At 53.0% G+C, this 25,178-nt stretch carries 12 protein-coding genes; 4 read left to right on the top strand and 8 right to left on the bottom strand.

What is annotated here, in order from left to right:
* Positions 1-33: 33 nt before the first annotated feature.
* The 3 genes from MRY86_RS03365 (at position 34) to MRY86_RS03355 (ending at position 2,022) form a co-directional block, all read left to right on the top strand.
* The gene (locus tag MRY86_RS03365; RefSeq protein ID WP_293563123.1) at positions 34-537 is read left to right on the top strand and encodes a hypothetical protein; all 504 of its coding nucleotides are present in this window, start codon (positions 34-36) and stop codon (positions 535-537) included.
* A gap of 143 nt (positions 538-680) precedes the next feature.
* Complete coding sequence (locus MRY86_RS03360; RefSeq protein ID WP_293563124.1) at positions 681-1,052, top strand: TraR/DksA C4-type zinc finger protein; 372 nt, start codon at positions 681-683, stop codon at positions 1,050-1,052.
* Between the two features lie 235 nt (positions 1,053-1,287).
* On the top strand, positions 1,288-2,022 hold the full coding sequence (locus MRY86_RS03355) for a lipoprotein signal peptidase (protein ID WP_293563125.1): 735 nt from the start codon (positions 1,288-1,290) through the stop codon (positions 2,020-2,022).
* Positions 2,023-2,104: 82 nt separating this feature from the next.
* On the opposite strand, the gene MRY86_RS03350 is transcribed toward MRY86_RS03355, so the two are convergent.
* Positions 2,105-2,428 (bottom strand): metalloregulator ArsR/SmtB family transcription factor, encoded by a 324-nt coding sequence (locus MRY86_RS03350; RefSeq protein WP_293563126.1) that lies wholly within the window; start codon positions 2,426-2,428, stop codon positions 2,105-2,107.
* 201 nt (positions 2,429-2,629) lie between these two features.
* Positions 2,630-4,540: an AAA domain-containing protein gene (locus tag MRY86_RS03345; RefSeq protein ID WP_293563127.1), complete on the bottom strand. Its 1,911-nt coding sequence runs from the start codon at positions 4,538-4,540 to the stop codon at positions 2,630-2,632.
* Between the two features lie 57 nt (positions 4,541-4,597).
* Here MRY86_RS03345 and MRY86_RS03340 point away from each other — a divergent pair, with 57 nt between their 5' ends.
* Complete coding sequence (locus MRY86_RS03340; RefSeq protein ID WP_293571017.1) at positions 4,598-6,412, top strand: ABC transporter ATP-binding protein; 1,815 nt, start codon at positions 4,598-4,600, stop codon at positions 6,410-6,412.
* Here MRY86_RS03340 and MRY86_RS03335 read toward each other — a convergent pair.
* From MRY86_RS03335 to MRY86_RS03310, 6 genes are all read right to left on the bottom strand, one after another.
* Entirely contained in the window at positions 6,409-11,475 is a 5,067-nt protein-coding gene (locus tag MRY86_RS03335) for an N-acetylmuramoyl-L-alanine amidase (RefSeq protein ID WP_293571015.1), read from the bottom strand. The genes MRY86_RS03340 and MRY86_RS03335 overlap by 4 nt on opposite strands.
* Positions 11,476-11,477: 2 nt before the next feature.
* Positions 11,478-12,419, bottom strand: coding sequence for a MoxR family ATPase (locus tag MRY86_RS03330; protein WP_293563130.1), 942 nt, complete (start codon positions 12,417-12,419; stop codon positions 11,478-11,480).
* A 3-nt stretch (positions 12,420-12,422) separates the two neighbouring features.
* Positions 12,423-13,502, bottom strand: coding sequence for a hypothetical protein (locus MRY86_RS03325; protein ID WP_293563131.1), 1,080 nt, complete (start codon positions 13,500-13,502; stop codon positions 12,423-12,425).
* 155 nt (positions 13,503-13,657) lie between these two features.
* Positions 13,658-17,575 carry a gliding motility-associated C-terminal domain-containing protein gene (locus MRY86_RS03320; protein WP_293563132.1) on the bottom strand — a complete coding sequence of 1,306 codons (3,918 nt, stop codon included), beginning with the start codon at positions 17,573-17,575 and terminating at the stop codon, positions 13,658-13,660.
* A 136-nt stretch (positions 17,576-17,711) separates the two neighbouring features.
* On the bottom strand, positions 17,712-18,521 hold the full coding sequence (locus tag MRY86_RS03315) for a redoxin domain-containing protein (RefSeq protein ID WP_293563133.1): 810 nt from the start codon (positions 18,519-18,521) through the stop codon (positions 17,712-17,714).
* Between the two features lie 103 nt (positions 18,522-18,624).
* A complete protein-coding gene (locus tag MRY86_RS03310) occupies positions 18,625-25,089 on the bottom strand; it encodes a gliding motility-associated C-terminal domain-containing protein (RefSeq protein ID WP_293563134.1) in 6,465 nt (2,154 codons plus the stop codon).
* Between the last annotated feature and the right edge of the window lie 89 nt (positions 25,090-25,178).

The following is a 25,178-nucleotide window of genomic DNA, read 5'->3' as shown; positions in this document are numbered from 1 at the left end:
GTGCCCGTGTGGGTACGCTAAAACAAATCTTGTATGCAGTTTATTTCTGAAGACGCAATTGATCAGGCTGTCGCCGAGCTGGAGGGAAAGTCGGATGCCTACACGCAGGGGCTGGAGGCTATGCAGCAGGAGCAGCCTGTATTGTTTGCCTATCCCTTTACAGAAAACTTCGAGGCTTTCACCGAAGAAGAGCGGGAGTATTTTCTGTTTCTGATGCTGGTGGTTTGGTACACGATCCGAAAAGAGGAGCTTCCCCCCGTTATTGACGAAAAACACCTTAGTGAAGCAGAGGAGGCCAATTGGGCTGTAATGCATGGCAACAAAGGCCGAAACTTTCGGTCCCGGCTTGACCCCTTCTTCGAGGGCTACCCTCAGGAGGACCTCCTGGCTTTTGCGGAAGATGCGCTGACTCAGGACGAAGAAGATGCTCAGGTCCTCGTATCCCGGGAGGGGCAGGAGGCCCTCTTTGTGAGCTTAAAGACCATTATCGATTGCCTGACGGGGTATGAGCCGGACTTTCCCGGGCAGGGCAAATAATATGTTATCGTGGGAATTTAATTTAATTATTCGTACTTTTGCACCGTGTTTTAGAGAAATAATTGTTCTGGCTGTCCTTCAATGTAGGCAGAAGTAAGGCTCAGCCGGATATTAATGTGCTTCATATTAAACTGCAACTTGCTATGAATCAAAACGCAGAGAAAACACGCTATTCAGATGAAGAGCTGGAAGAATTTCGCGTGCTTATCCAGGGAAAACTGGATAAAGCCAGAAAGGAACTGGACTTCTACCTCGATCAGCTGTCTGACATGGCGGACAACCCGGATGCAAAAGTCAAAGGGCTGGACGATGGCATCGGGACTGCTGAAAACGAACGGCTTACCAATATGGCATCGCGCCAACGCAAGCTCATTCAGCATTTGGATAACGCACTGATCCGTATTCAAAATAAAGTATATGGCGTTTGCCGCGAAACCGGCAAGCTCATCTCCAAGGAGCGGCTCCGGGCCGTACCTCACGCCACGCTTAGTATTGATGCGAAAAAGAGCCGGTAACCTACCGCTGTGCTCAACAGCCTGAAAAGTCCTCTTTTGCAATGATGCAGAAGAGGGCTTTTTTACAATTACCGCAAACCTAAAAATCTATACGGGCGTTATTAATCCGATTGTACTCAAATTTTACGCCGTGCCCTTGCCAAATCGGTGCCAAAGCCATCTTGTAGCGGACAAGTTATGTACAACCTGGTATCACCTTTGGTATATTTGCAGAATAAACTGAAACAGCAGTACCTTGAAGAAATCAGCCGTTATTGTTTTTGTCGTTTTCCTGGTCCTTGTTATTGATCAGTCACTGAAGATTTGGATCAAAACCCATATGGAGTACGGAGAGGAATTTGCGATTCTTGGGCTCGACTGGGCACGCATCCACTTTGTGGAGAATAATGGTATGGCTTTCGGGCTTTCACTGGGCGGCGAATATGGAAAACTGGCTTTAAGCCTGTTTCGGATTCTGGCCGTAGCTTTTCTGGTCTATTACTTGCGGTTGCTGGTCAAAACGAGCGCTTCTATCGGGCTAATGGTTAGTTTCGCTCTTATTTTAGCCGGGGCACTGGGGAATATCCTTGATAGTGCTTTCTACGGACTCATCTTTTCTGCTAGTCATTTTCACGGGGGGGTAGCTGAACTATTTCCGGAAGGCGGTGGCTACGCCGGGTTTTTGCACGGCAAAGTGGTGGATATGCTTTACTTCCCGCTTGTAAATGGGGTGCTTCCGGAATGGGTGCCTTTTTGGGGCGGAGAAAGGGTGATGTTTTTTAAGCCGGTGTTTAATATTGCGGATACGGCGATCACCCTAGGGGTAATTAACATTCTGATCTTTCAGCGGAGCTTCTTTCAGGAGATGTCCGAAGAACAGCCTGCTTCAAATACGGAGAGGGATGCTGATGTGGAGGAAGCGGAAGAAGCGGAACCCAAAGATGTGGACCGCGACCGTCCACAGCAGGCGGAAGGCTCATCTCCGGCATAATGGGTAGCAGGGGCAAAAAAATAAGACCGCACAACAACTGCACGGTCTCATTTGGTCTTGGACTGTTGCCTGGAAGTCAACTTTACTTTTGCAACACCTTGGAGTTTTCCAGAAAGCGCTTAACGGCTTCAACCGTTCCACCTACTTTCTCATAGTTGATGCTGTAGTGGATGTACTTTCCATCCCGCTCTGTGTCCACAAGCCCGGCAAGGCGGAGGATGCGTAGGTGCTGTGAGGTAATAGACTGCTCGAGGCCAAGCGTGTTGTAGATTTTGTTCACGTTGATCTCGGTGTTGCGGTCAATGAATTCCAGGATTTTCATGCGTAACGGATGAGCAATGGCACGCAGGATCTCAGATGATACCTGCAAGCGCTCATGGTGTACGCTCACTTTTGCTTCTCTCATAGTAAGTTCTTGAAGTATGTAGTTTAGATAGCACTCTCAAATGGAGTTGCTGTAACACGCAGTTTCACAAGAGTTTAACGCGTATCACTTATGCAAATATGCGTTTTTTTATTATCTTTAGCAAGGAAATACGTCAAAAAAAATACCGTTTCCTCAAAAAAAGATACCGTTCCCTGTAAAAATCTGACCGTTTTCTGAGGTTTAGCCTGCCGTTCTCATGTACTCCCAGGCCGTTTGGTACAGCCCCTGCTGCTCGCAATAGGTTAAAAAATCTGCGTAAAAGCGGTCTCCGCCTATGGTTGCGCTGTCGCCTACGATAATTAATTGCTTTTTGGCTCGGGTCATGGCGACATTCATCCGCCGGTAGTCTTTTAAGAAGCCAATCTCGCCTTTAGCATTGGAGCGCACCAGTGAAATATAAACCACATCCCGCTCCTGCCCCTGAAACCCGTCAATGGTGTTAATAGTCAAAGGAAAGTTTTCCAGTGCCGGATCTTCCTCAATCATTTGCTCCATATGCACCACCTGTTCTCTATAGGGTGAAATGATAGCGACAAAAGGGAGTGCTTCCGGATGAAAGGCATCCTTGAGCTGATAAAGGTGTTCCCGCAGAATCAGGAACTCTTCCGGATTATAACGGCTTTTGTATTTGGGGTGCGTCTTCTCGTCAAATCCGCAACCGGCTGTATCAATAAAAATCAGCGGATGGTCCGCATCAGCATCTATACGGTGAGCCTTTACTTCGGGGGCGGCTTGCAGTTGCCCATTGTAAAAGACCTTATTGGAGAAAGCCATGATGTGCTCATTCATGCGGTACTGCACGTTGAGTAGGTTGACTCCGGGCAGGCGGTCGAGGAGCTTTTCTATCAGTGTCACCCCAAAGCCTTTTCGTGCCGCTTCCTGCGATTTGACGGTGGGCGGCAGCTGAAAGGGGTCGCCCATGAATATTACGCGGGAAGCCCGGGCAATGGGGATCCAGGTGGCAGGTTCGAGTGCCTGTGCCGCTTCGTCAATAAATACGGTCCGGAACTTCCGGCTGTAGAGAATGTCATTAGAAGTGCCAACAAGCGTGGCCGCGATGACCTGAGAGCCATCAAGGATTTGCTCAATCAAACGGTCTTCGAGCTGCCTGGCCCAGGCAGAAAGCTCCCGGGCTTCCTGATAGTATTGGTGGCGCTCGGCCCGTTCCTCCGGTCCAAACCGGCGCTTGTATTTTTGGGCGTTGCGACGGGCTTCGGCGGCCTGCACCTTTACCTTTTTGATATTCTTGGCTTCAGGATGGTCTGCGAGTTTCATTTCCAGCGTATGTCGGATTACCGCCTCGTCTACGCGCGATATATTGCCGATACGGGTAACATTGAGCCCTTCCGCAGCGATGCGCTCCACCAACAGGTCTACGGCGGTATTGCTGGCCGCGGTCACCAAAATATTGTGCTCTTGTTCAGATAACCGCTTCACCGCCTGCACGAGCGTAGTGGTCTTCCCTGTACCGGGAGGGCCATGCACCACTGCCACATCCTGTGCGGCCAGTATCTGATTGATAGCTCGGTTCTGAGAATCGTTGAGTTGAGGATGAGTAAACGGCTCACTGACGGGGGCAAAGCGGGGCGGTTCAATGCCCAGCAGGATGTTGCGAAGCTCGGGCAGCCGGCCTTTCTTGGCTTCCTGCACCGTTTTCAGTGCTTTTTCCATCTCTTTATAGGTGCGGTCGTCAAAGAGGAGGTCCACCCCGATCAGCCCCATCCCAATCCAGTCCGGAAAATCCTTGCTGTTGAGGATGATCTGCATGCGGTTTTTATTCACGTAGTTGACGACGCCGCTGCGCTCCGGCTTGTTGGCACCAGCCTGTTGGGTAAAAAAGTTGACGACCATGCCTGCCCGGAATTGGTGAGGCGTGTCCCCGGCTGTTTCTCTGGAAATGGTCACATAAGCCCGGTCGCCGTACGTATAGCCGGTTTTCATCACCTGTACCGGGTACCAGGCGTAGCCGTTATCGCGCCTTTCGGTAAGAGGCAGGCGTTGAATACGGGATTTAAACTGTTCCAGGTCTTCCTCTTTTTCCAGTTGCAGCAGTTCTGCCAGGCGGTCGAATTCTTCCAGTGCTTTAGCCATGATTGGTGGTTAGTCTTGGGTGTACAACTAATATAGGTGTTGTGGGTTCATAGAAATATGGCAGACGACAAAAAACGAAGTTTTCGGGAGCAATTCGAAGCCCTGCGCAATTTGCCCCGCTTTTTCCGGTTAATTTGGAAAGCCAGCCCGGGCATGACACTGGTCAACGCGCTGCTGCGATTGCTGAAATCCGCAGTACCCCTGCTCGTCTTGTACGTAGGCAAAGAAATTATCGACTCTATTTTGCTACTGATTGATGGTGAAGGTACGGATACAACATACCTTTGGACGATGGTAGGTCTGGAATTTGCCCTAGCCATCGTTTCTGACCTCATGAACCGCGGCATTACCCTGCTGGACAGTCTGCTGGGCGACTTGTTTGCCAACCGGACTTCCGTAGAGCTTATTGAACATGCGGCACGGCTTGATCTCTATCAGTTTGAGCAAGCCGAGTTTTACGATAAAATGGAGCGGGCCCGCCGGCAGACCACCGGCCGTACCGTACTCATGTCGCAAGTCCTTACCCAAATGCAGGATATCGTTACGGTCCTGTTTCTCGCCGGCGGGCTCATTGCCTTCAATGCCTGGCTGATCCTTATCCTGATCGTGGCGGTTATCCCCTCCTTTCTCGGCGAAACCCACTTCAATCAGCGCACCTACTCCCTGACCCGAAGCTGGACCCCCGAACGGCGGGAACTGGACTACCTGCGCTACATCGGTGCCAGCGACCAAATGGCGAAGGAAGTGAAAATCTTCAACCTCTCGGGTTTCATCACCCGCCGCTTTGCCGACTTGTCTGACCGGTACTACCACGCCAACCGCAAGATTGCCATCCGGCGGGCCGCCTGGGGCAGTGCATTATCAGCTATCGGCACCCTGTCGTACTACGGAGCTTACGTCTTCATTATCACCCAGGCTGTGGGCGGCATCATCACCGTAGGTACGTTGACGTTCCTGGCGGGGTCTTTCGAACGGATGCGCAACCGGCTGCAGGGTATTATGAACCGCTTTTCCCGTATTGCGGAAGGAGCAATGTACCTGCAGGACCTGTTTGAGTTTTTTGAAATTGAGCCCACCATCACAACTCCACCGAACAGTTTGCCATTCCCAGAGGCTATTCAGCAAGGCTTTGTTTTTGAAAATGTTAGCTTTAAGTACCCCAATAGTGAAAACTGGGCCATTCGAAACCTGTCCTTTCAACTTCGGCCTGGCGAGAAGCTGGCTTTGGTAGGGGAGAATGGCGCAGGGAAGACCACATTGGTGAAGCTGTTGGCGCGGCTTTACGAGCCCACCGAGGGACGTATTTTGATTGATGGGGTGGATATCCGGGAGTACAGCCTGCTGGAGTTGCGCAACAACATCGGCATCATTTTCCAGGACTACATCCGGTTTCAGCTCAAAGCAGGTGAAAACATCGCCATCGGCAATATTGGCGCCTTAGAGGATAGCCTGGCCATCGAAGAGGCTGCGCAGAAGAGCCTGGCAGATACGGTGGTAGACACCCTACCAGAGCGGTATGACCAAATTCTGGGCAAGCGTTTTGCCAAAGGCGTCGACCTCAGTGGCGGGCAGTGGCAAAAGATCGCTCTGGCACGCGCCTACATGCGGGACGCACAGCTGCTCATTCTCGACGAGCCCACTGCTGCCCTTGATGCACGGGCAGAGCACGAGGTTTTTCAGCGCTTTTCCGAACTGATAGAAGGCAAAGCTGCGGTTATTATCTCCCACCGGTTTTCTACGGTTCGCATGGCCGACCGTATCCTGTTTCTGGAGCACGGGCAACTGCTCGAACTCGGCACCCATGAAGAGCTGATTGCAAAGGATGGAAAGTACGCGGAGCTTTTCCACCTACAGGCGCAGGGGTATGATTAATTTGTTTGCCTGTAGAGAAAATCCGGATCAAAAGTTTGCAGTGTCAGTAGCATCAGATTATAGAACTCCCCATCTGTGCCATCAATAGAGCGTCGGAACCAAAAACGGGTGGCCATCATTTTTTCAAGGGAGTCTCCATCGCCTGGCAGGTTGCGGAAATTTTCCAGGAAAAAGCGGTTGACGACTGACCCTTTACGCTCTTTAGTTACACTGCGCAGCAATTCCATAAACGGTCTTTCCAACTGCTCCTGGCTGGTACCTGTCTGATGCGTCTGGTAAAAAGTGCGCATAACCTGCCTGAATTCCCGGTCGTACAGCGGTTGAAGTTGCCGCAGGAGAGCCTGGTTCTGTGCAGCCCTGTCCAGGTAGTCCGTGAGTTGGGTCAGAAAAGCGGGGTTGTAGTATCCAAAAGCATCATCAGAATCAAAGTTGATATCGGCTCCGTTATGCGGGCTGCGGAGATAGACGGGCTCTCCGATCAGGGCTTCAAGGGTGACTGGATTAATCAGTGTTTTGAGAATGGCATATCGCCCCCGTACCCCAATCTCCGGGAAACTAGTGCCGCTAGTGGTGTAATGCTGCGGTGTGTTCTTACGTTCCTCCCAGGTGCCGGGCGCCTTTCTCAGCATAGCCTCTAGTGCATCCTGGTCTGTTTTTTCGACCGGGCAGCCATCGCTGGCTCCTTCGCCAGGCTCGAAGGGGCAGCGGTCAAGCCGGTTTTCAATGCCGTCATCGTCCGCATCCCGGTTTTCGATATAGGGCGCCGGGGTTTTAGACAATCCATTGCTTTCGATCGCATATATGGCACTGAGATAAGCATTGGCCAGTTCCTGTCTGAAGGCCGGTTGTATCAGTAAAGTGGCATTTTCCCGGTTGGTCAGGTAGCCGTTTTGAAAGATCGCTACAGGCACTTCCAACCCATTCAAAAGAGGGGAAGGTGATTTTGGGGCAGTGGTCAGGTTGGCATTGCGTAGGGTGGTCTGCCGCATGACTGCTTCCATAAAAATGGCTGCCAGGCGAGCGCTGCGGTCGTTGGTACGGGCACTAATGCCGCCCTTGTCCTGAGTAGCCCAGACCGGGTTGCTAACTGACCCGGTGAAGCCAAAGCTAAAAGTCAATACCAGCTTATTCCCTGGCTGAGCATTGATGCGCTGTACCTGCTCGCCTTCCGTAGGGCGTTTGCCAATTGGATTGACCTCAAAGTAGGAGATGTTGTTCTGGTCAAGACCGGCTTTGATCCGATCGATCAGGTCCGTGATGACTTCCTGCCCGTCTAAGCGGGTGCGGCCATCATCGAATGTAGGAGAGTAATAGTCCTGGCTGATTCGGTTGAGGCACCACAGGTATCTTGAGCCGGCCTCAGCTTCTACGGTTTGCTGGGGAATATCCTGCTGCACAGGCAGGTTCCCTTCGGGCTTAAGCACGATAGTTTTGCTGATCGCTGTTTCCTTTTCCAGCTCCTGAAAGCCCAGAATGGTCTGACTGCCCTGGAAACCCTCTTTTTGGAATTGAAAGGCAACGCGGCTGTTCAGGGACCAGGCAGACCTTGGCAGGTAAATATTGAGTTGCCCTTCGGGGTCAGTCAGGCCGATGAGCGTATCCGGTTGGGCCAGCCTTACGGCCACATCACTCAGTGGGCTGCCATCTGACAGGTTTTGAACTATAAAAGAAACGGAATAGACCGCGCTCGTATCCCGATAATCGGCGTCAGGAAAAAGCCTGATTTTCGGGATCCGCTCCAGAGAAAGATTTGAAATGATGGTGTCATTCTGGTATCCAACTTTCTGGTAGAAGACAGGCTGCTCGGGTCTTGCCAAATCATTAGGGATTTCCAGCGTAAAGTTGCCCTGCCCGTCGGTGATGGCGCTGTATTGCCCCGCCAGGACGGTTACCCCACTGAGGGGAGCTGCGTTATCTTTCGCACCGTCGAGTACCTGCCCCTGAACGTATCGGTAGCGGGTTTCACAGGGGATCAGCAGGCTGTCTTCTTCCGGGAACTTCGGCAGATAGCCGGGAATGCCCCGAATGACAGCCCAATATCCTAATGCCCGCTCCTCCAGCAGGGTAGCCCTTGTGCCGGCCGATGCCTGAAAGAGCGCCCAGTCGGTATTGAGCTCAGCATCCCCCTCGTTGTTTTGGAACCGCCGCTTGATTTCTTCAAGCTTGGCATCACTGATAGGCCGGGAGCGGAAAGCAATATTTCTGCCCAGAATTCGGCATTCCGGGCTAAATCCAGCTTGCCCTTCGCACCACTGTTGCATGATCTCCCTGGGCAGGTAGACGCTATCAATAGCCAGGGCCGCCGCAAAGTAGGTACAGGCTGAGCCCTTTTCTGACAGGCTGTCTGGCGTTTGCTGGGCTATTTCTACTCCTTTGTTGTAGAGCAAAACGGCGAGGTTGGCGCGGAGTTCCTGGTCCAGCGTATCTATACCAGGGGCAGCATCGAGGGTGATCAGTAAGGAGTCTCCGAAAGTCGAGACTCTGCCCCAGCTGCTGTTGAGGGAAGTACCAGGCTCAGGGAAATACCATCGCCACTGATGGGTGGTGCTGGTTCGGTCTTCCCGGCCCACCTCAAGCACAGAAAGCCCCCGGCTGGAGCCAAGTGTACGGCTAACGGCCGAAATTGCGGAAACCGGATCCTGCGCTGCCTGAATCCGCTGCCGGGCACGCGCTTCAAGAAAAAGCTGCCAGGCGGCACGCTCATTCAGGCATACAAAGTCATTGGTCCCCTCAAACTCCAGTGCCAGTAAGGCGCCTTCGCAGGGGCTAAGGCTTAAATTCCAGGGCATTTGAGAGAAGCCAGCCACAAAAAGCAAGGCTGGCACAAACCAACGCATTTCCCTCCAGAGGTGCTTAAAGCCAAGGGCAGGCAACCCCTGCCAGTACAGCCGTTCTTTCCACTTGTCTGAAAGTTTTGCCGACCACTTAGGCTGCCGGGCCCTGAGCTGTACCGCTGCTACTTCGTCCAGCGGGTTCCCGGCTTCCATAAGAGTTGCAATTTCCTGGCTCAGCTGGTCCCGGCGGGCGGAGCGCCCCAGGGACAAGTATTCATTGAGTGCAGTATGCAACTGATGTTCTTCAAATGCTGCGCTGCCGGCTGGTGGAGCATAGCGGCGGAGTACGTCATTGAGTTCGGTCCTGAGGGCGCGCAGCAGGGTGGGGTGCTCCGTTTCCAGCCACTGCGTAAGTTGTAAGCGGGCGTTATCCGGGATGCTTCCCTCTACAAACCACGGTAGCCTGCAGAGTTCCTGTATGTTGGTGTAGGTAAGCAATGAGGCTTCTGCTGTAGACAGGTAGCGCCCCAGGTAAAGTGTCAGGTGCCAGTGCAAAGTTGGGAAAAGCGCACAGGCAGCAATCCATTGCAGTATCGGCTGGGGATAGTGGTGCTTCAGGGTATCGAGCAGCGGCCCTTCCAATTGAACCGGCGGGCGTAATCGTCCTGCCAGCCGGTTTTGCCAAACCTCAGCTGTGGGAACTTCGTCATTTTCCAGGGCCTCCAAAAGAATTTCCAGGCTTTCCAGTTCCAGCGGTAGGACGGTGAAGCGCTGGCCAAGGCGGCGCTCCTGCCGGCCCCATTTGTCGTGCGGCTTTGGAGTGAAGAGCGCCCGCTTTTTCCAGCCTTCCAGTACGATACTCCAGGGGGCGAGCTTGCCCGTCATCGGGTTCAGCATAGACTGCCCCTGCCCAATGATGAAGAGCCTTGCAGACCCAAACTGCTGTTGCAAGTCGGTAAGGGTGATGCCTTCGGGGTATTGCTTGTTGTAGCATATTCTGGGATCCCCATCGTAGAAGAAGCGTTCTGCCAGAACCTCGTTTGCCCGGAAAGTACGGAAGATGTAATCAAACAGCCTTGCTCTGTGGTTGCGGGCAGATTGCTGGTCAATGAGCAGCAAATACTCCGGCGGGCGGGTTTGCTGCCGGTATTGAAAGTCCGCCATGCCTGCTTTCTGGATGGTGGCCCGAATTGTACCGGGCACATCGAGTTGATAGGCACCGCCCCGTGTCCGCTGCCGCAGGCGGTTCAGGAGCCGCTGGAACGCCGGCCCAAATTGCAAGTGCTCTACCTCTGGGATGCGAATATGCCATACATAGGGCGGCTTGTCACTGTCCAGGGCTATTCGCTCACTTTGCCGGCGCCTGAACCGGTAGAGCAACAGTGCCACCAGAAAGGCATAGGCCAAAATGTAACCGCCCAGGCGAATGAGGTCTTCATATCGTGCCAGCAACTGCTGCAGCTTGCTTGGGGCTTCTATGCTGTAGGCAAACAGGTCATGGTCGAAAGGAGGACTGACGGTGCTCCATCCCGAGCGGGCGACAGTAGTGGTGGGCTCTGATTTAGGATTAGTAGGTTTTTTAGGCTCTTTTTTATCAGGAGTTGGTGGCGTAACGGCATAGCCTTCTATGACCGGCCGGAAATTGACCAGTAGTTCGAGGTCCCCGTTTAGGTAGCGGATAAGAATAGAGTCTTGTCCGCTCACCGAGTCGCGGGCGATGTATTCCAGGCAGTTGCGGTCGAGCATAAAGCTGCCCAGTGCCTGTCCCTTCCGTCCTGCGTAGACGACCTCAAAGGTGTCAATGCTTCCAATGTGTTCCTGAAGAATGGAGTCTGGGACACAACTATTGGCAGATGCTCCGGCATTGACGGTGAAGGTGCGCTCATACGGCCGCGTACGCTCCTTTAGGTAGTGCAGCCCGATAACGATAATCGGAGGCACAATCAAGAGGAAGGCCAATGCCACGAGAAGCCATTGCAGCTTTCGGGGGCGCCGTTGGAGCAGCGGGATAGCCTCTGCTGTATCCTGGGTTTGGTCAATCGCATGGAAATAGGCTTCCGTCCGGTCCCGGGCCTGTTGAAAAAGCCGGTAAAATTGATCTTGTTGCTGTGAGGTTTGCACAAAGAGAGGGCTAAGGGCGTACATCAATTCCTCAGCGGGCATGCCATCGGGCAACTGATGCAGCAATTCCTGCACCCGAAGGTACTGTCCGGTCCCGATTTGGTACCCTTCTGTCTCCAGGGCCTGTATCAGGTCGGCAACCAGGCGATATGTGAATCCCCTCTCCATGCTTATGCTTGATCAATCATGCGGTACAATTGGTCCAGGTCATCCTTGTTTTTGGCCAGCACACAGTAAGAGAGCTTCAGGTCGGCACGGGCTTTTTCTGAAAGGCTGCCCGGGTCGCTGAGCTGCCGGACTTCGAAGCCTAGTTTATGCAGCAGTGCCGACCACTGTATCAGTTCTGCTGTAGCAGGGTCTTTCCGCAATTTGACCGATGTGCGCGAGCGGATGTGCTCAAAGTGGTCAATAATAGCCTGCAGCTTGACTTCACCCTCCGAGCCCTGATACCCTTCGACCTTTCGCTGGAGAATGTGGAGCAATTCCTGGGCCGTAGGAAAGTCGATGTGGTAAAAGGCGACCCGGCGCAGGAAGGGTTCCGGCAGGTTTTTCTCCGAATTGGAGGTCATGATGATGATAGGGCGGTTGTCTTTGCTCGTGGCATAACTTTTATCGATCTCCGGCACATCGAATTCCAGGCGTTCCAGGGCGGCGAGTATGTCGTTGGGCAGGTCGCGCGGTGCCTTGTCTATCTCGTCGATTAGCACGAGGCGGCGTTGTTCGCTCCGGATGGCTGCACCCAATGCTTGGTACCGAACATACCGGCGTTCGATTTCATCAGGGCTTAGTGCTTCGGATTGGGTTTGGCTGTGCTGAAAATGCCCCAGGGCATCATACCGGTAGAACAGATCTTTGGCGGAGGAGGTGGTCTGTGCATTGAACACCAAAACTTCTCCCAGGGAAAAGTAGTGTGCGATGTGATAGGCCAGTTGGGTCTTGCCCGTGCCTGGCTCTCCGGTGAGCAGTAGTGGGAGCCCCAGGTTGAGCGCCACATTGACTGCACTGACCAGTCCGGGTGCAGGCAGGTATAAAGCCGGGTCGTTGATCCGTTCGTTAAGGGTTATGGGCGGTAGTGCCTTTTGCCCTTCCGAACCGTAAAGATGGAAACTCATAGCCTATTCGTTTGCAATGTTATAAATCAGAGCCTGAAGCTCTTCGATATCTTTCATGTTGAACTGCTGCTTGTCTCGAAACAGCAGCTGGTCTTCTTCCCTTAGCCCGGCTACCATGGCATCGATTACCGATTGTACCTGATTGGGGTTGCGTTCCCCAAGGTCCATCAGCCAGGCGCTCAGGTCGCCGTCTTCAACGGGCAGCAGAGGCGTGAGCAGGGTGGTCTCATGGCGGACGGTCAGCTCGCTCAGGGCGGTGAGTATGGACTTCTGTTCACTTTTAAGCCCGCCGAGGTGCTGTCCATCGACATAAAACACGAAGAAGAATAAGAATTTTGGGACCTGTTTATTCGGATTTTTAAAGGTCTTGATCATCCATTCCAGGTACTCGGGCAGGAAGCTGCTCCATTTGCGTTCGTGCAACTCGAAAACGACGGCCACGTAGTCATAGGGCAGATTAGGCACTCCGGTCTCGATGAAAGTATCAAACGACTGCGTGTCTGCAAAGCGAAAGCGTTCCTGTACATAGGCTTTGAAGCGCTGCTGGCTTTTGCGGGTATTACGGCCGAGCGGGAGGTCCTGAATGCGGAGGCGCCCACTATCTTCCTGGGTGAGGATGTGGAGGGCATCGCTTTCTCCGTCGAGCTCTTCCACCAAAAGCTCGTACACCATACGCTCTGCAAAACTGGGCGGCATCTGCGTGGGGCAGCCGGTGATGAAGTAAAACTGAAAGTGCTCTTCTTCCTTTTCGTCAAAGGCATTCCAGAATTTGTCCACCATCTGATGACGGTCGCAATTCACGAGGTGAAGCAGCCCGATTTCCTCTTCCTCATCCATATTGAGCTGACGGATAGCCTCAGCCAGCCGTTCCTTTTGATCTGCAACGGGCAGGCCATGAGCAGCGCTGAGTTTGCCTTTGAGATCAGAGATTTGCCCTTCCAGCTGTGTGATTTCTTCCGTGATGGCAAACTTAGCGTTTGGGTCAATAGTGCGCCCCAGCTCACTTTTCATGAAGTTGAGCTTCCGGACCAGCAAATCCAGCTGGCCCTCGAAACCTTCGATTTCTTCAGGGCTGTAACGCATGCAGGGTTTTTAGTGTTTGTATGGTGCCGCTTTGTATCGCCCCTTGGTTGGAGCAATTACTTTTCAAATGTAAGGAAAAATAAATTGTGAGCTCCTGTTCTAAATTTCTAATGGTCTCTAAGCCCGAAAAGGAAGCCCGCTAATCAGAATCAGGCTTAGCGGATCAGTGTTACATCACCACGCAATGTGACAGGAGCTCCCGTACTGGCATTAGGACGGATTTGAATTTGGTAGTAATAGACTTCTGAAGGCTGCGGCTTAGATTGATAAGTGCCATCCCAGCTGTTTTCTCCCGGGGAAGACTTGAAGACGAGCTGTCCCCATCGGTTGTAGATTTCAAATTGTTCCAATTGGTACTGATCTGTATTTGTAAGGGGGGCGAAAGTGTCATTTTGCCCATCTCCATTAGGAGTGAAGGTGTTGGGTACAGCAAATTTGAACATACCTGATGGGACCTCTATTGGCCATTCCCACACACAGCCCAGGGTATCCTCTAATAACAGAATGTAGGTGCCGCTGTCGAGGTTGGACCGCTCCAGATCCTCAGCGCCATCTTCCCAGCTGAAATTGAGGGTGCTATCGCTGAGTATAGGATGAACACTGCCGGTGCCCCCACCAAAATCGGGAAGGACTTCAACTTCAGGCACAGCAGGCTCAGCGAAGGCCAGTGTGATCTGTAGAATACTGTCACAGCCTTCGGCTGACATTAGGGGAACTTCGTATTGTCCCGGATCTTGAAAAGTATTTCCTGCGATATTGAGGGGTTGCCCGGCGCAAAGTAGGGTGTCAATCGATGTAGCCTGAGGAAAAGCTTCCTGTACCTCCAGGACGGTGGTAGAGTCGCAGCCCTCTGTAGAGATCAGTTCGCAGAAGTAAGTCCCCGGAGTAGTCACCAAAGTATTGCAAAAAATCAAACTGTCGCCAGTGCACAGTGTTGCCTGTTCCGTGATTTCGTAAGACTCCAGGAGTTGAAAATCCAGTAGCAGGATACTGTCACAACCGTTGGCTCCGGGCGCGCTGAAAGTATAAACTCCGGGTTCCGTGAGCACACTGTCCTGAAAAACAAAAGACTCACCCGGGCAGGCAAAGGCCTCTAATTGGGTAATGGGCTGATTGAGAACCGTCACTACTAATTGACTCAGGCTATCGCACCCATTAATGGCGGTTAGCGTATCGGTGAACGTACCGGAAGTGCTAATAAGATAGCTGCCAAAAACCAGCGTATCACCCGGGCATATTTCTGCGACGGCGGACGTAACCGGGGCTTCGAGAAAAGTCAGGGATACCTCTACAAGTGAGTCACAACTGTTGGCCGATGCGCCGGCAATTAGAGCGGTGCCTTCCGGGAAATCAGTATCAAAGGTGGTATTGCCGATGGAAATAGATTCATTAGAGCAATAAGTACCTGAAAAGTTGCCAACTCCAAGAGGTAGGAAATTAATATTTACGGAAATAATGGAATCACACCCAATGGCACTGCTGTCCACTAAAACCACCTCTCCGGAAGGGTGGTCAACCGTAAAAACCTGGTCTTGGAGAACGAGGCTGTCATTGGCACAGCGTGTTGCGTTCAGATCGGCAAAGCTTTCCGGACAAATCACGGTCTTGCATGCTGCAAAGGGTGAACTTACCGGATGGTTATTGGTGGCTATTGCTGTCACCTGTTCTCCGCCAAACAGTGGGAAAGGGAAGGAACCGAGGTCCCATTCACCGTTATCATCTGCTATGACTTCACCCAGGAATATGCTCCCCTGGCAGCCAGCCGTAGGGCAACTTGTCGTGTCGTTCATGAGAACCTCTACGGTGTCACCCGGTAAGCTCGTACCGGATATATGGAAAATATCGGCTTCCTGGATCACCGGTGGGGCTTTCTGGAAATTAGGAGATTCTAAAAACACTATGCCATTTTCATTGCAAAAGAAACGATTGCGCCGCATACTCACTCTCACACCGTCATCTTCCAGAAAAACAGCTGTGCCATCACTGTGGGCAATGATATTTCCACGATCGGCATCGGGCCCGCCAATCGTAATCTGCTCAGAATATAGTTCTGAATTTGGAGCGCCCGGAAAAGTAGAGTGGTAAATCCAAACCCCAGACTGGTTTGGCATAGCTGTTTCAAGAATCGGGTGCCAACCAATCGTGTTGCCGGCGATGACAGCTCCAAATACTATCGTATCAGTGGTATTGTTGTTTTCATTGGCACCGGAGTAAATGGCCGCAGTACTGCAATTTCCAATAATATTGCCTTCACCCAGGGCGCGCGATCCGCCGATGGTCAGGTCTGTAGTAGTATGGGGAAGATTACTGTATGAGCCAATTGCAATGCCTCTGTTTCCTGTTGTTTGCATCTCGCCTTCCGGCGTACAGCCCAGATAGTTGCTCTGAATAGTATGTTGGTGGCCTGCTACCTGGATATGGGTTCCGTTGTTGAAGAACACATTAGGCTTGCCCGGCAGTCCAATTTGAGCAGATTCAGAATCCCGCTCCAGGCTTAATCCAAAAGAAGAGAAGTTCCGTATATCCAGGCCGTAAACTTTCTGCTGCTTGTTGAACAGGCGCAAACCGCCACCAGGAAGGATGTTTTCTAAAACCATCCCCGCACTGCCGTCAATAATGATTTCTCCGACCTCGTACTGATCTGTTGCATCAATAACCGTAGCGGTGTCCAACACTGGAGGAAGGTTGTACTTTGGGGAAATGACATTTTGGGCATTGGGTATCAGCTGGAATCGTATGGTATCAGGGCCGGGGTGTTGATTTGCACAGATGATTGCACCGGCAAAACTTCTGGAGTAACGGTCTCCCCGTGTATTGATCACATGCGTACCGGGAATGCCAGGGTCTGGATCAAGGAACTCGTGAGGCCCTATATCAGGAGTGCCATCAATAACCCTGGGCAGCCCTCCAAGGTCAGTCTCCAGGTCATCGGGTAAGTTAGCAGCACTACCCTGATCAACCGATGGCGCACATAAGGGAACCCGGAAATCTTCTTCCAGCGGGTCAATAAAATAAGGATTCTGATTATAGATGCAGCCGTTACAATCTGTGCCTGGTGGGCAGTCCGTCACGTCTAGCATGCAATGATTGAAAGTAGCCGTTGCGCTGGCGGCAGGCTCATTGAAAAATGAAAACCAGAAAATGGAATTATTGACCGTGTATTGCCCGTCAAAGAGTGTACCCTGGGCAGAAGGATGGCCCCAGAAGGCACAATGATAAAAAGTAGCTTTTGCACCAGATACGGCCGCTCCAAACTCAGACTGGTTTTGGCTAAAGTAGCACTGGGTAAAGGTCGCTTGCTGTACGCCCGCAACTGCACCTCCTCCGCTAGCGCTTGTGTTACTGGCCCGGTTGCTCACAAAGCCACAGTTGAGCCAGTCCATTTGTACGTTGGGGTCTATAGCGTAGGCTGCTCCTCCGCATCGATCTGAAAAGGCGTAGGCACGGTTTTGATGGAAACGACAATGGCTGGCTTTCCATTTAGTTCCGGACCAAGCTGCCAGACCACCTCCGTATCGTGCCGTATTATGGTGTACTTGCAGGCCATACGCCTGTACTTCTGCGTTGACCACAAGGATTCCTGCTGCACTTTGTTCGACCAGATTGTTGGTATTGGCATTGTTGACAGCATGGGCTATACTTAGTCCGTCCAGTGTTACGGGGGCGTTGGTGTTTTCGATGGTCAGGATTCGATAGCTGTTATCCAGGGAGTCGCCTTCCAGGCCAATGTCTCCACTTAATAGCGTAATGAAATTTGCAGGGTCCCTCTCCAGGAGTGTGGTTTCGTTGCCCTGAAAGCCGCCGTAGAGCGCCAGCGGCTTTTCAATATGGAAACTGACAGACCGGTCACCATCAAACGCAGGCTTGTACGTTCCCTGTGCTATCCATAAGGTATCCCCAGGGCTAGCAGCAGCGATGGCATTTTCCAGCCTTTGGTAAGCATCGTTCCAGGATGAACCGTCATTATTGCCGGTGGCATCGGCATCAACGTAGCTAACGGTACCATTGGATGGAGAAGAAAAGCAGAAATGGGTCAGTAAGATCGAAAAGTGGAAAAAGTAGGAAATAGGCATCGAAAAACAATTTAGCGCAGTCGTAATGGATGATTTAGCTATTGAGATTCCTTTCCGATGAGGTGTAAAATAGGCCAATTAAATGGAAAAAGAAAACACCCTGATTGAATTGAATCCAACCAGGGCGATGGCTTAATCATTGTTTTTGCACGTTAAGCGTTGCAGCAGGTACACCATCCGCACGGAGATGCACGAAATAATGTCCTTTAGGAAGCTGTTGTGCAGGGATGGTAGTGGTGTGTTCACCGGCTGTCCACTGCCCGGCATCATGCTGCAGTACGATCTGCCCAAGTGCGTTCAGGACTTCAACCTGTATACGCGCCGGGGTATCGGTATGGCCGGTAATGCTCAGCATGTTTGAGAATGGATTGGGCTGCGCTTTGGCTTCAAAACCCGCAACCAGCGATACGTCAGCCGTACTGACCGGTGCACATTCCTGCTGGGTGGGGCCGTAACCTTCCACCAGCGAAGTAGCACCGTCGACTTCGAAAGGCCAGATGTCTTGCTCTACGATCGTACGGTCAGGGGCAACGAGGATAACAGTAGGGAAAGCCACAGGGCTGAATTGGTCAACGACAGCGCTGGCGCCTCCGTCCAGCCCACTGATAACCGGGAAACCGCCGGCCGCGCCGCAGTCATTCTCAAAGGCTTCTGTCTGCGCTAAAGTGCCATCGGCTTCCAGCCCAATGACAACGAGGTTGCCGGAGTTGCAGCCAAAGTTTTCGTACACTTCCTTCACTGCCGGAGCAGTAGAACAGCAAGGGCCGCACCAGTAGGCATAAAGCTTGATCATGACATATTTGCCTTCATCCAGCATATCGTATAAATGGTGTTCCTCTCCGTGGATATCCGTGAGGGTGAAATCAGGCGCTTCCGTGATGGACACCTGGGCAAAAGCCAGCTGAAAGCTGAGACAAAGGGCAAAAAGGGTAAAAAATTGCTTCATGAAGCTGAGGTTTATGAGTTTAAAAATAAGATCGAATGTAGCACCGGGCAGCCAATAACCGACCGTATTCTGCCAAAATGCCTGCCAGGAGACCTGTTTTCCCTTACCGGGCCAGGGTGACGTCCCCTTTTAGCAAATCAGTGGTGCCATCAAAGTATTCCACCTCTACCACATAAGCAAACACCCCCGGATTGAGGTATTGGTTGCGAAAGAGCCCGTCCCAGCCTTCTGCCGGTACATTGGGCTGGAAGTTCTGGTTTTGGAAGACCTGCTCGCCCCAACGATTGAAAATCTGCATGGAGCGGATATTGGTGATGGTGCCCTGCCCGGCATAAACCGTAAACCAGTCATTGTTGCCATCGCCATTTGGGGAAAAGGCTGTCGGGATGTAAACTGGGATGTCTTTTTTGACGATAATACGGATACTTGCCTGGTCCCGGCAGCCATTCGCGTTGGTGGCGGTTACCTGATATACGGTGGAAAGCCTTGGGCTTGCCATTGGGCTTAGGCAGTCGTAACAGTCGAGTCCGGGATTAGGGGACCAGGTGATGTTCGTCAGCTCACCCAGTGGGTAGTTGGATTGAAGTTGGATCGCCTGGCTTTCGCCGTAGTTGATTTCTGCAGTTTCCGGAGCCATTAATACCACCAGGGAATCCGGCTGTACGATCGACGTGGTAAGTACCGCTTCGCACCCGTTGACATCCTGAACGATCAGGGTGTAGGTGCCGGGTGCCTGAACAAGGAAGCTTGGCGTGTTTTCATAAGTGTCTCCGCCATTGATAGAGTACACATAGGGCGGCGCTCCACCGGTTATATTTTCAAAGCTGATTTGCCCGGAATCTCCAAAACACAATGGTTGAATGGTAGTAGAGGTGGCTTCCGGTATATCCTGACTGACTTCTACATCATCGGTGGCTGTACACCCATTTTCTGTATTCGTCACCAGCAAGGTGTAGGTGCCTGGTGCATCAATGGCAGGATTGAGGGTAGTATTATCATCCAGAATTGCCCCATCCGTACTGCTCCAGCTGTAGCTGAATGTCGGCCCGGCAGAGGAATTGCTGCCATCCAGTTGGCGAAGCTCCGGGAAGCAGGGGATGATAAAGTCGGTGCCTGCGGCAGCTATTGGAGGCGTTATATCCTGCGTAACGGCTACGCTGGCGGCTGAAGAACAACCGTTATTCGGATTGGTAATAGTCAGGCTGTAAGTACCAGGTTGAGCTACCACCGGTTCGAGCCCATCCTGTCCGGATAGAAACCCGCCTGCAGGCCCATTCCAAACCAGGTCATACCCTGTGCCGGCGTTGCTGACGTCCCCGCTGAGCGGAACGCTGTTCTGATCACAGTTCAGAACGGTCGGTGGTGCAAGGCTCACTTCAGGGGACAAGGTGTCTATGGGTACGGTCACGCTGCTGGTGGTGGTACAAAAGTTCTGCAGGTTCGTGACTTCCAATGTGTACTCCCCTGCGGCTCCGGCTTCCGGCTGCAGCCCATCCGCGCCGCTTAGCAACAGTCCGGTGCCCGTGGTCCAGGCGTAGGCAAAGGTATTGCCAGTGCTGCTGCCGGTAGCATCAAGAAGGATGCTGCTGATGTTGCAGTTAAGGGTGTCGGCGGCGGCAATTTGAGCAGTGGGTGCAAGGGTATCCTGAGAGACGACAACGCTTTCGTTGGCAGTGCAGCCATTGGTCAGGTTCTCAATGAACAGGGTATAGGTGCCGGGCGCATTTGCCGTAGCTTCAGGCTGATCCGTTTGTCCGCTCAATTGGCCATCGTCCGTGCTCCAGCTCAAGCTAAAGCCGGTACCCGAATCCGATCCATTGCCGGCCAGGGGGACACTACTGACTGCACAGTTCAGGGTATCCGGCTGGGCTATGCTGACCACAGGCGATAGGGTGTCCGTCGTCACGGTATAGCTCTGGGTGGCCGTGCAGGCATTGCCTGGATTGGTGACCAACACCTGGTAAGTACCGGCGGCCGTCACTTCAACAGCATTACTGTCTGCGGGGCTGTTGAGGAGCCCCCCGTTGGCAGCAGTCCAGCTGTAAGTCCAGGTAGGATTGCTTCCGGTTGCTGCATTCAGCCAGGATTGAGGGGCTGTGCAGGTCAGTGGAGCAGGCGCAAGGGAGGCGAGGGTAGGGGCAATCGTGTCCTGCAAAACCAACAGGCTGTCGATGGTCTGACAGCCGTTATTCTCATTGGTAGCGGTGAAGTAGTACCAGCCCGGTGTTCCTGCCGTGGCATTCAGGCTGTTGGCACCGGAGAGGATTTGCCCGTCAACGGAGGTCCACTGGTAGGCTGGGGCAGCGGTGGTGCTGACATTACTATTGAGGGCAATGGTTGGTGTACCGCAATCCAAGGTATCTGCAGGTATCAGGGTCACTGTGGGTTGCAGGGTGTCCTGTTGAACTGATATTGCGGCCATGTTCCGGCAGAAGTTGTCCGTGTTTTGTATTTCGAGCGTGTAGGTCCCTGGCATTTCCACTTCAGCGAGCAAGGTGTCATTGATGCTGCTGCCATCTGCTGCCTGCCAGGTAATGTTCCATCCGGGAGCCTGGTCAGAGGCGGAGCCGTTAAGCAGGACGGAGGTTCGGGTACAGGTGAGCACGGCAGTTGGCGCAATGGTGATGTTGGGCAAGGTGATGTCTTGCAGTACGGTCCGGGATAGGGTATTGGTACAGCCATTGGTTGGGGTAAGTACTGTTGCCTGATAAGTGCCGGGCTGATCAATGGTTGGCGCAGGGGTGTCTGCACCACTGAGGAGGTTGCCATCAGAGGTGCTCCAGGTCCACTGAGCAGCAGGAGCCGGAGTACTGCCATTTAGGGTCAGTACGGTATCCCGACAGTTGAGTACCCCGGTCGGGCTTAGCGCTAAAGCTGGTGACAAGGTGTCTATGGCTACAGCAACGCTGGCATTTACGGTACAGTCATTGTTCAGGTCGGTAACGACAAGTTCGTATACGCCAGGTGCATCGACGACAGGCTGTAATCCGTTTTGTCCGGACAGGATACTCCCGTTCATTGTGGACCATTGCAGGCTAAGGTTGTTATTGGAATTGCTCAGCGCAGCATTCAGGGTAACCTGTGACCGTGCGCAGGTCAGGGTATCAGCCAGCTCAATCGCCGCAACGGGCAGGTTGGTATCCTGGAACACTTCGGCGGTATCGGTTGCCGTACAGCCGTTGTCAAGGTCCTCGACTTCCAGCACGTAAGGGCCTGCTGCCGTAACTTCTGCGGTGGGGTTGTCAGAAACAAACATGACCCCGCTGTTGAGGGCCGTCCACTCGTACCTGAAGTTGCCGTTGGTGCTGGAACCACTGCCATTTAAGGTGACGAGGCTGTCCACGCAGTTCAGGGTGTCAGGCATAGCAAGTGTAGCCAGAGGAGCCTCAAAGTCTTCAGTAAGCGTCACGCTGTCGGATGACTGGCAGCCATTCACAGTATCTGTAACAACGAGCTGGAAGGTGCCACCTGTTTCTACTAACGGCATAGGCGTGGTAGTGTCCCCGGCAATCGGGCTGCTGCCGGACCAGTCATAGGTGAAGCGGTTGCCGGCTGAGGTGTTGCTGCTGCCTAGTTGCAGGGCAGGCTGATAGCAGTTGAGGGTGTCATCCGGGCCTGCAGCGGCGATGGGCGACAGGGTGTCGACCGGCACAAAAACGGTGGCGGTGCTGCTGCAACCATTTAGGCTGTTAGCAACCTGCAAGGTGTAGGTGCCGCTGGCATTGACCTCCGGGCTTAAGGATTGTGTGCCACTCAGGATCACTCCGTCCGTGCTGGACCAGTTGTAAGCCATGTTTGGTCCTGTGCTGGTACCCTCAGCAGAAAGCATTACCGTAGGGTCGGCACAGGTGATCGTTGCGGGCGACATGATACTGACCAAAGGCGCGGTAGTGTCCTGTGCCACGGAGATACTGGTGGTGTAGGAGCACTGGTTCTGCGTATTCAGTATTTCAAGCACGTAGGTGCCCGGCTCATTTACGACAGGGGTATAGGTTTCTGAGCCGGTAAGGATTTGACCGTCGCTGGTGCTCCATTGCAGGTCAAAAATCTGGCCCGAGCTGCTTCCCGTACCGTCCAGCGTCAGCATGGTGTTTGCGCAGGTGAGCGTATCGGTGTCCTCAATCGAGGCAACGGGGCGGAGTGTATCCTGCAAAACGAGGACGGAGGCAATTGCCGAGCAGTCGTTGAGGGTATCCAGAATTTCCAGCGTATAGGTGCCCGGCTCCGTAACCGTAGCGGTCAGCTGGCTGGCATTGGTGATTGGGTGCCCATCAGTGCTACTCCAGGCGACAGTAAAGCCATTACCTCCTGCTGTCGCCCCGTTCCCAATAAGGTCAAGGCTTGAGGTTGCACAGTCCAGGGTATCTGGCAAGGCGATGCTTACGGAGGGTACATTCCCATCGTTGACAATCAGGACGGTATCTGTGCCTGTACACTGGGTAGCGGTATCGAGCACAGTCAGTATGTATAAGCCGGGCCCTCCGGCCGTTGGTGTCAGGGTTTGTCCACCGCTCAGCAGGCTGCCGTTTGAAGTCGACCATATGGGGACATAACCCGCCGGGAGGCCGGTGCCCGATCCGTCCAGGCTAACGGAGGTCGTGCCGCAATCCAGGTTTTGATCCGGGCCAGCGTCGGCTACCGGCATGCTCAGTTGCTGAATGACCACTACAGAGTCGGTGGTGATGCAATTGGTAAGCGTATCTGAAACCGAAAAATAATAGGTGCCAGGCGCTCCGGCGGTAGCCACTAGCGTATCCGCTCCGGACAGTAGCAGCCCATCAGTAGTCGTCCAGTCATAGATGAAGTCAGTTGATTGCTCAGAACCGCTGGCATCCAGCGTGACGGATTCGATGGCGCAGTTTAGGGTATCCGTGACAATGATATCGACTGCAGGGCCGGGCGCGCTGGCTGCAACGGTAACATCTGCTATGCTAAAACAGCCCGTCTCCTCATTCGTAACGAGCAGGACATAGTTGCCGGGGGCATCCACTGTAGGCGTCAGGGTATTAGCCCCTGAGACGATATTCCCATCATTGGTTTGCCAGCTGTACTCGATTTGCTGTCCGGTATCTGATCCAGCGCCGGTCAGGGTGACCTGGCTGGTATTGCAGCCCAGCTCCCCCAATGCACTGGCGGCTGCTACCGGCGGGTCGGTTTCATCCTCTACTTCTACGGTGACCTGAGACATGCAGTTGGTGTTGGTATTGACGACTGTGAGCGTGTACAGCCCAGGTTGGCTTACGACCGGGGTCAGGGTTTGGGCACCGCTAACGATGAGGCCGTCGCTAGTGATCCATTGGTAGGAAAACTGAGGTCCGATATAAGGACCTAAGCCATTGAGCGCAACGACCGGGTTGTTACAGGTAATATCACCGCCTGTGGCTGTGGCAACCGGAATATCGATGTTAGGCTGCAGGGTTACACTTTCCTGTTCGGTACAAACAACCTGCCCGTCATTGTAGGTAATTGTAAGTGTGTAGGTGCCTGGCGCGCCTGCCAGGACAGTGGGCTGGTTTGGAGCAGATAGCAGAAGCCCGTTTGGCGTAGACCACTGATAGGTAATAAACCCGCCGGAAGAGGAGGCACTCCCATCCAGTAAAACTTCGCCACCGGCGCAGGGCGCGAAAACTGGTGCATTGATATTTACCTCCAAAGGATCGACATTGACCACGACCTCGTCGGTTTCCTCGCAACCGCCATTAGGGTCGGTGAGGGTAAGGATGTAAGTGCCCGCGCCCATCACCGTTGGGGTGAGCGTATTGCCACCGGAAATAATAGTGCCTCCATTAGGCGAGGACCAAGAGTAGGTATAGGGGCCTACAGCGGTGCCGGTGCCATCCAGCGTAAGTTGCGCAGAGGCACAAGGTACGATGACATCCGCTCCTGCATTGGTGGTAATGGGGGGAGGGAGGATAGGGCAGACCGACTGAGTGTTAAAGGCAGCCCCGGTAGAGGCCGTGTAGCCCCAGTAAGCCAGGGTATTGCCACCAAAACACTGATTGATAATATCAAAAGAGCCTGACATGATGGTATTCCCATCGAAGATTACTGTGTACTGATTGCCAACCGGGTTCCACGAAAAGGTAATGGTATGGTTTTGCCCGTCTTCTATATTGGGCAAGGCTACCGGCCCGTTTTGCTGATTGTTGAGGTCACCATTGATAGAAATTGCAGAGTGGTCCGGAGCAATATCTGATTGAATTGCCCCATTATCCCAAGTATCAAATTCCACGATAAATGAGTTGGCGATGCCCTGTGCGCCCATGCCACCACCTGAGACTCCGCAAATGGTAGGCCCGCCTGTTTGGTAGATCAGGCAAATGCCATCTGCTCCGCTGCCATCCACGACTCCGAAATTGGCAGACATATTGTGGGTGAACGGTTGGCTGAAGTCAACTGGGGTATTCAGCCAGGCGCAGCCTTGCTGATTAGTGGTATTGGCAGTGAGCTGAATGCAGTCGCCCTGCTGTACAGCCGTGCCCGAAAGCAGGAATTCTCCATTGCAGGGAATTTGTCCATACATGGCGAAGGCCATCAGCAGAAAGGAAGGCAGTAAAAGTGTTCTCATCGTAGTATTTGCTATTTCTTAACAGGGTGCTGCGGGCGGTTGACGCAACTTTAGTTTATTGAGCTACATGCAGAGGGCTCGTTAGGCAA

This window comes from Phaeodactylibacter sp. (assembly GCF_022763345.1).
Classification (GTDB): domain Bacteria; phylum Bacteroidota; class Bacteroidia; order Chitinophagales; family Saprospiraceae; genus Phaeodactylibacter.
The sequence above is the reverse complement of the archived record's forward strand: the minus strand, read 5'-3'. Positions and strand labels throughout refer to the sequence as shown.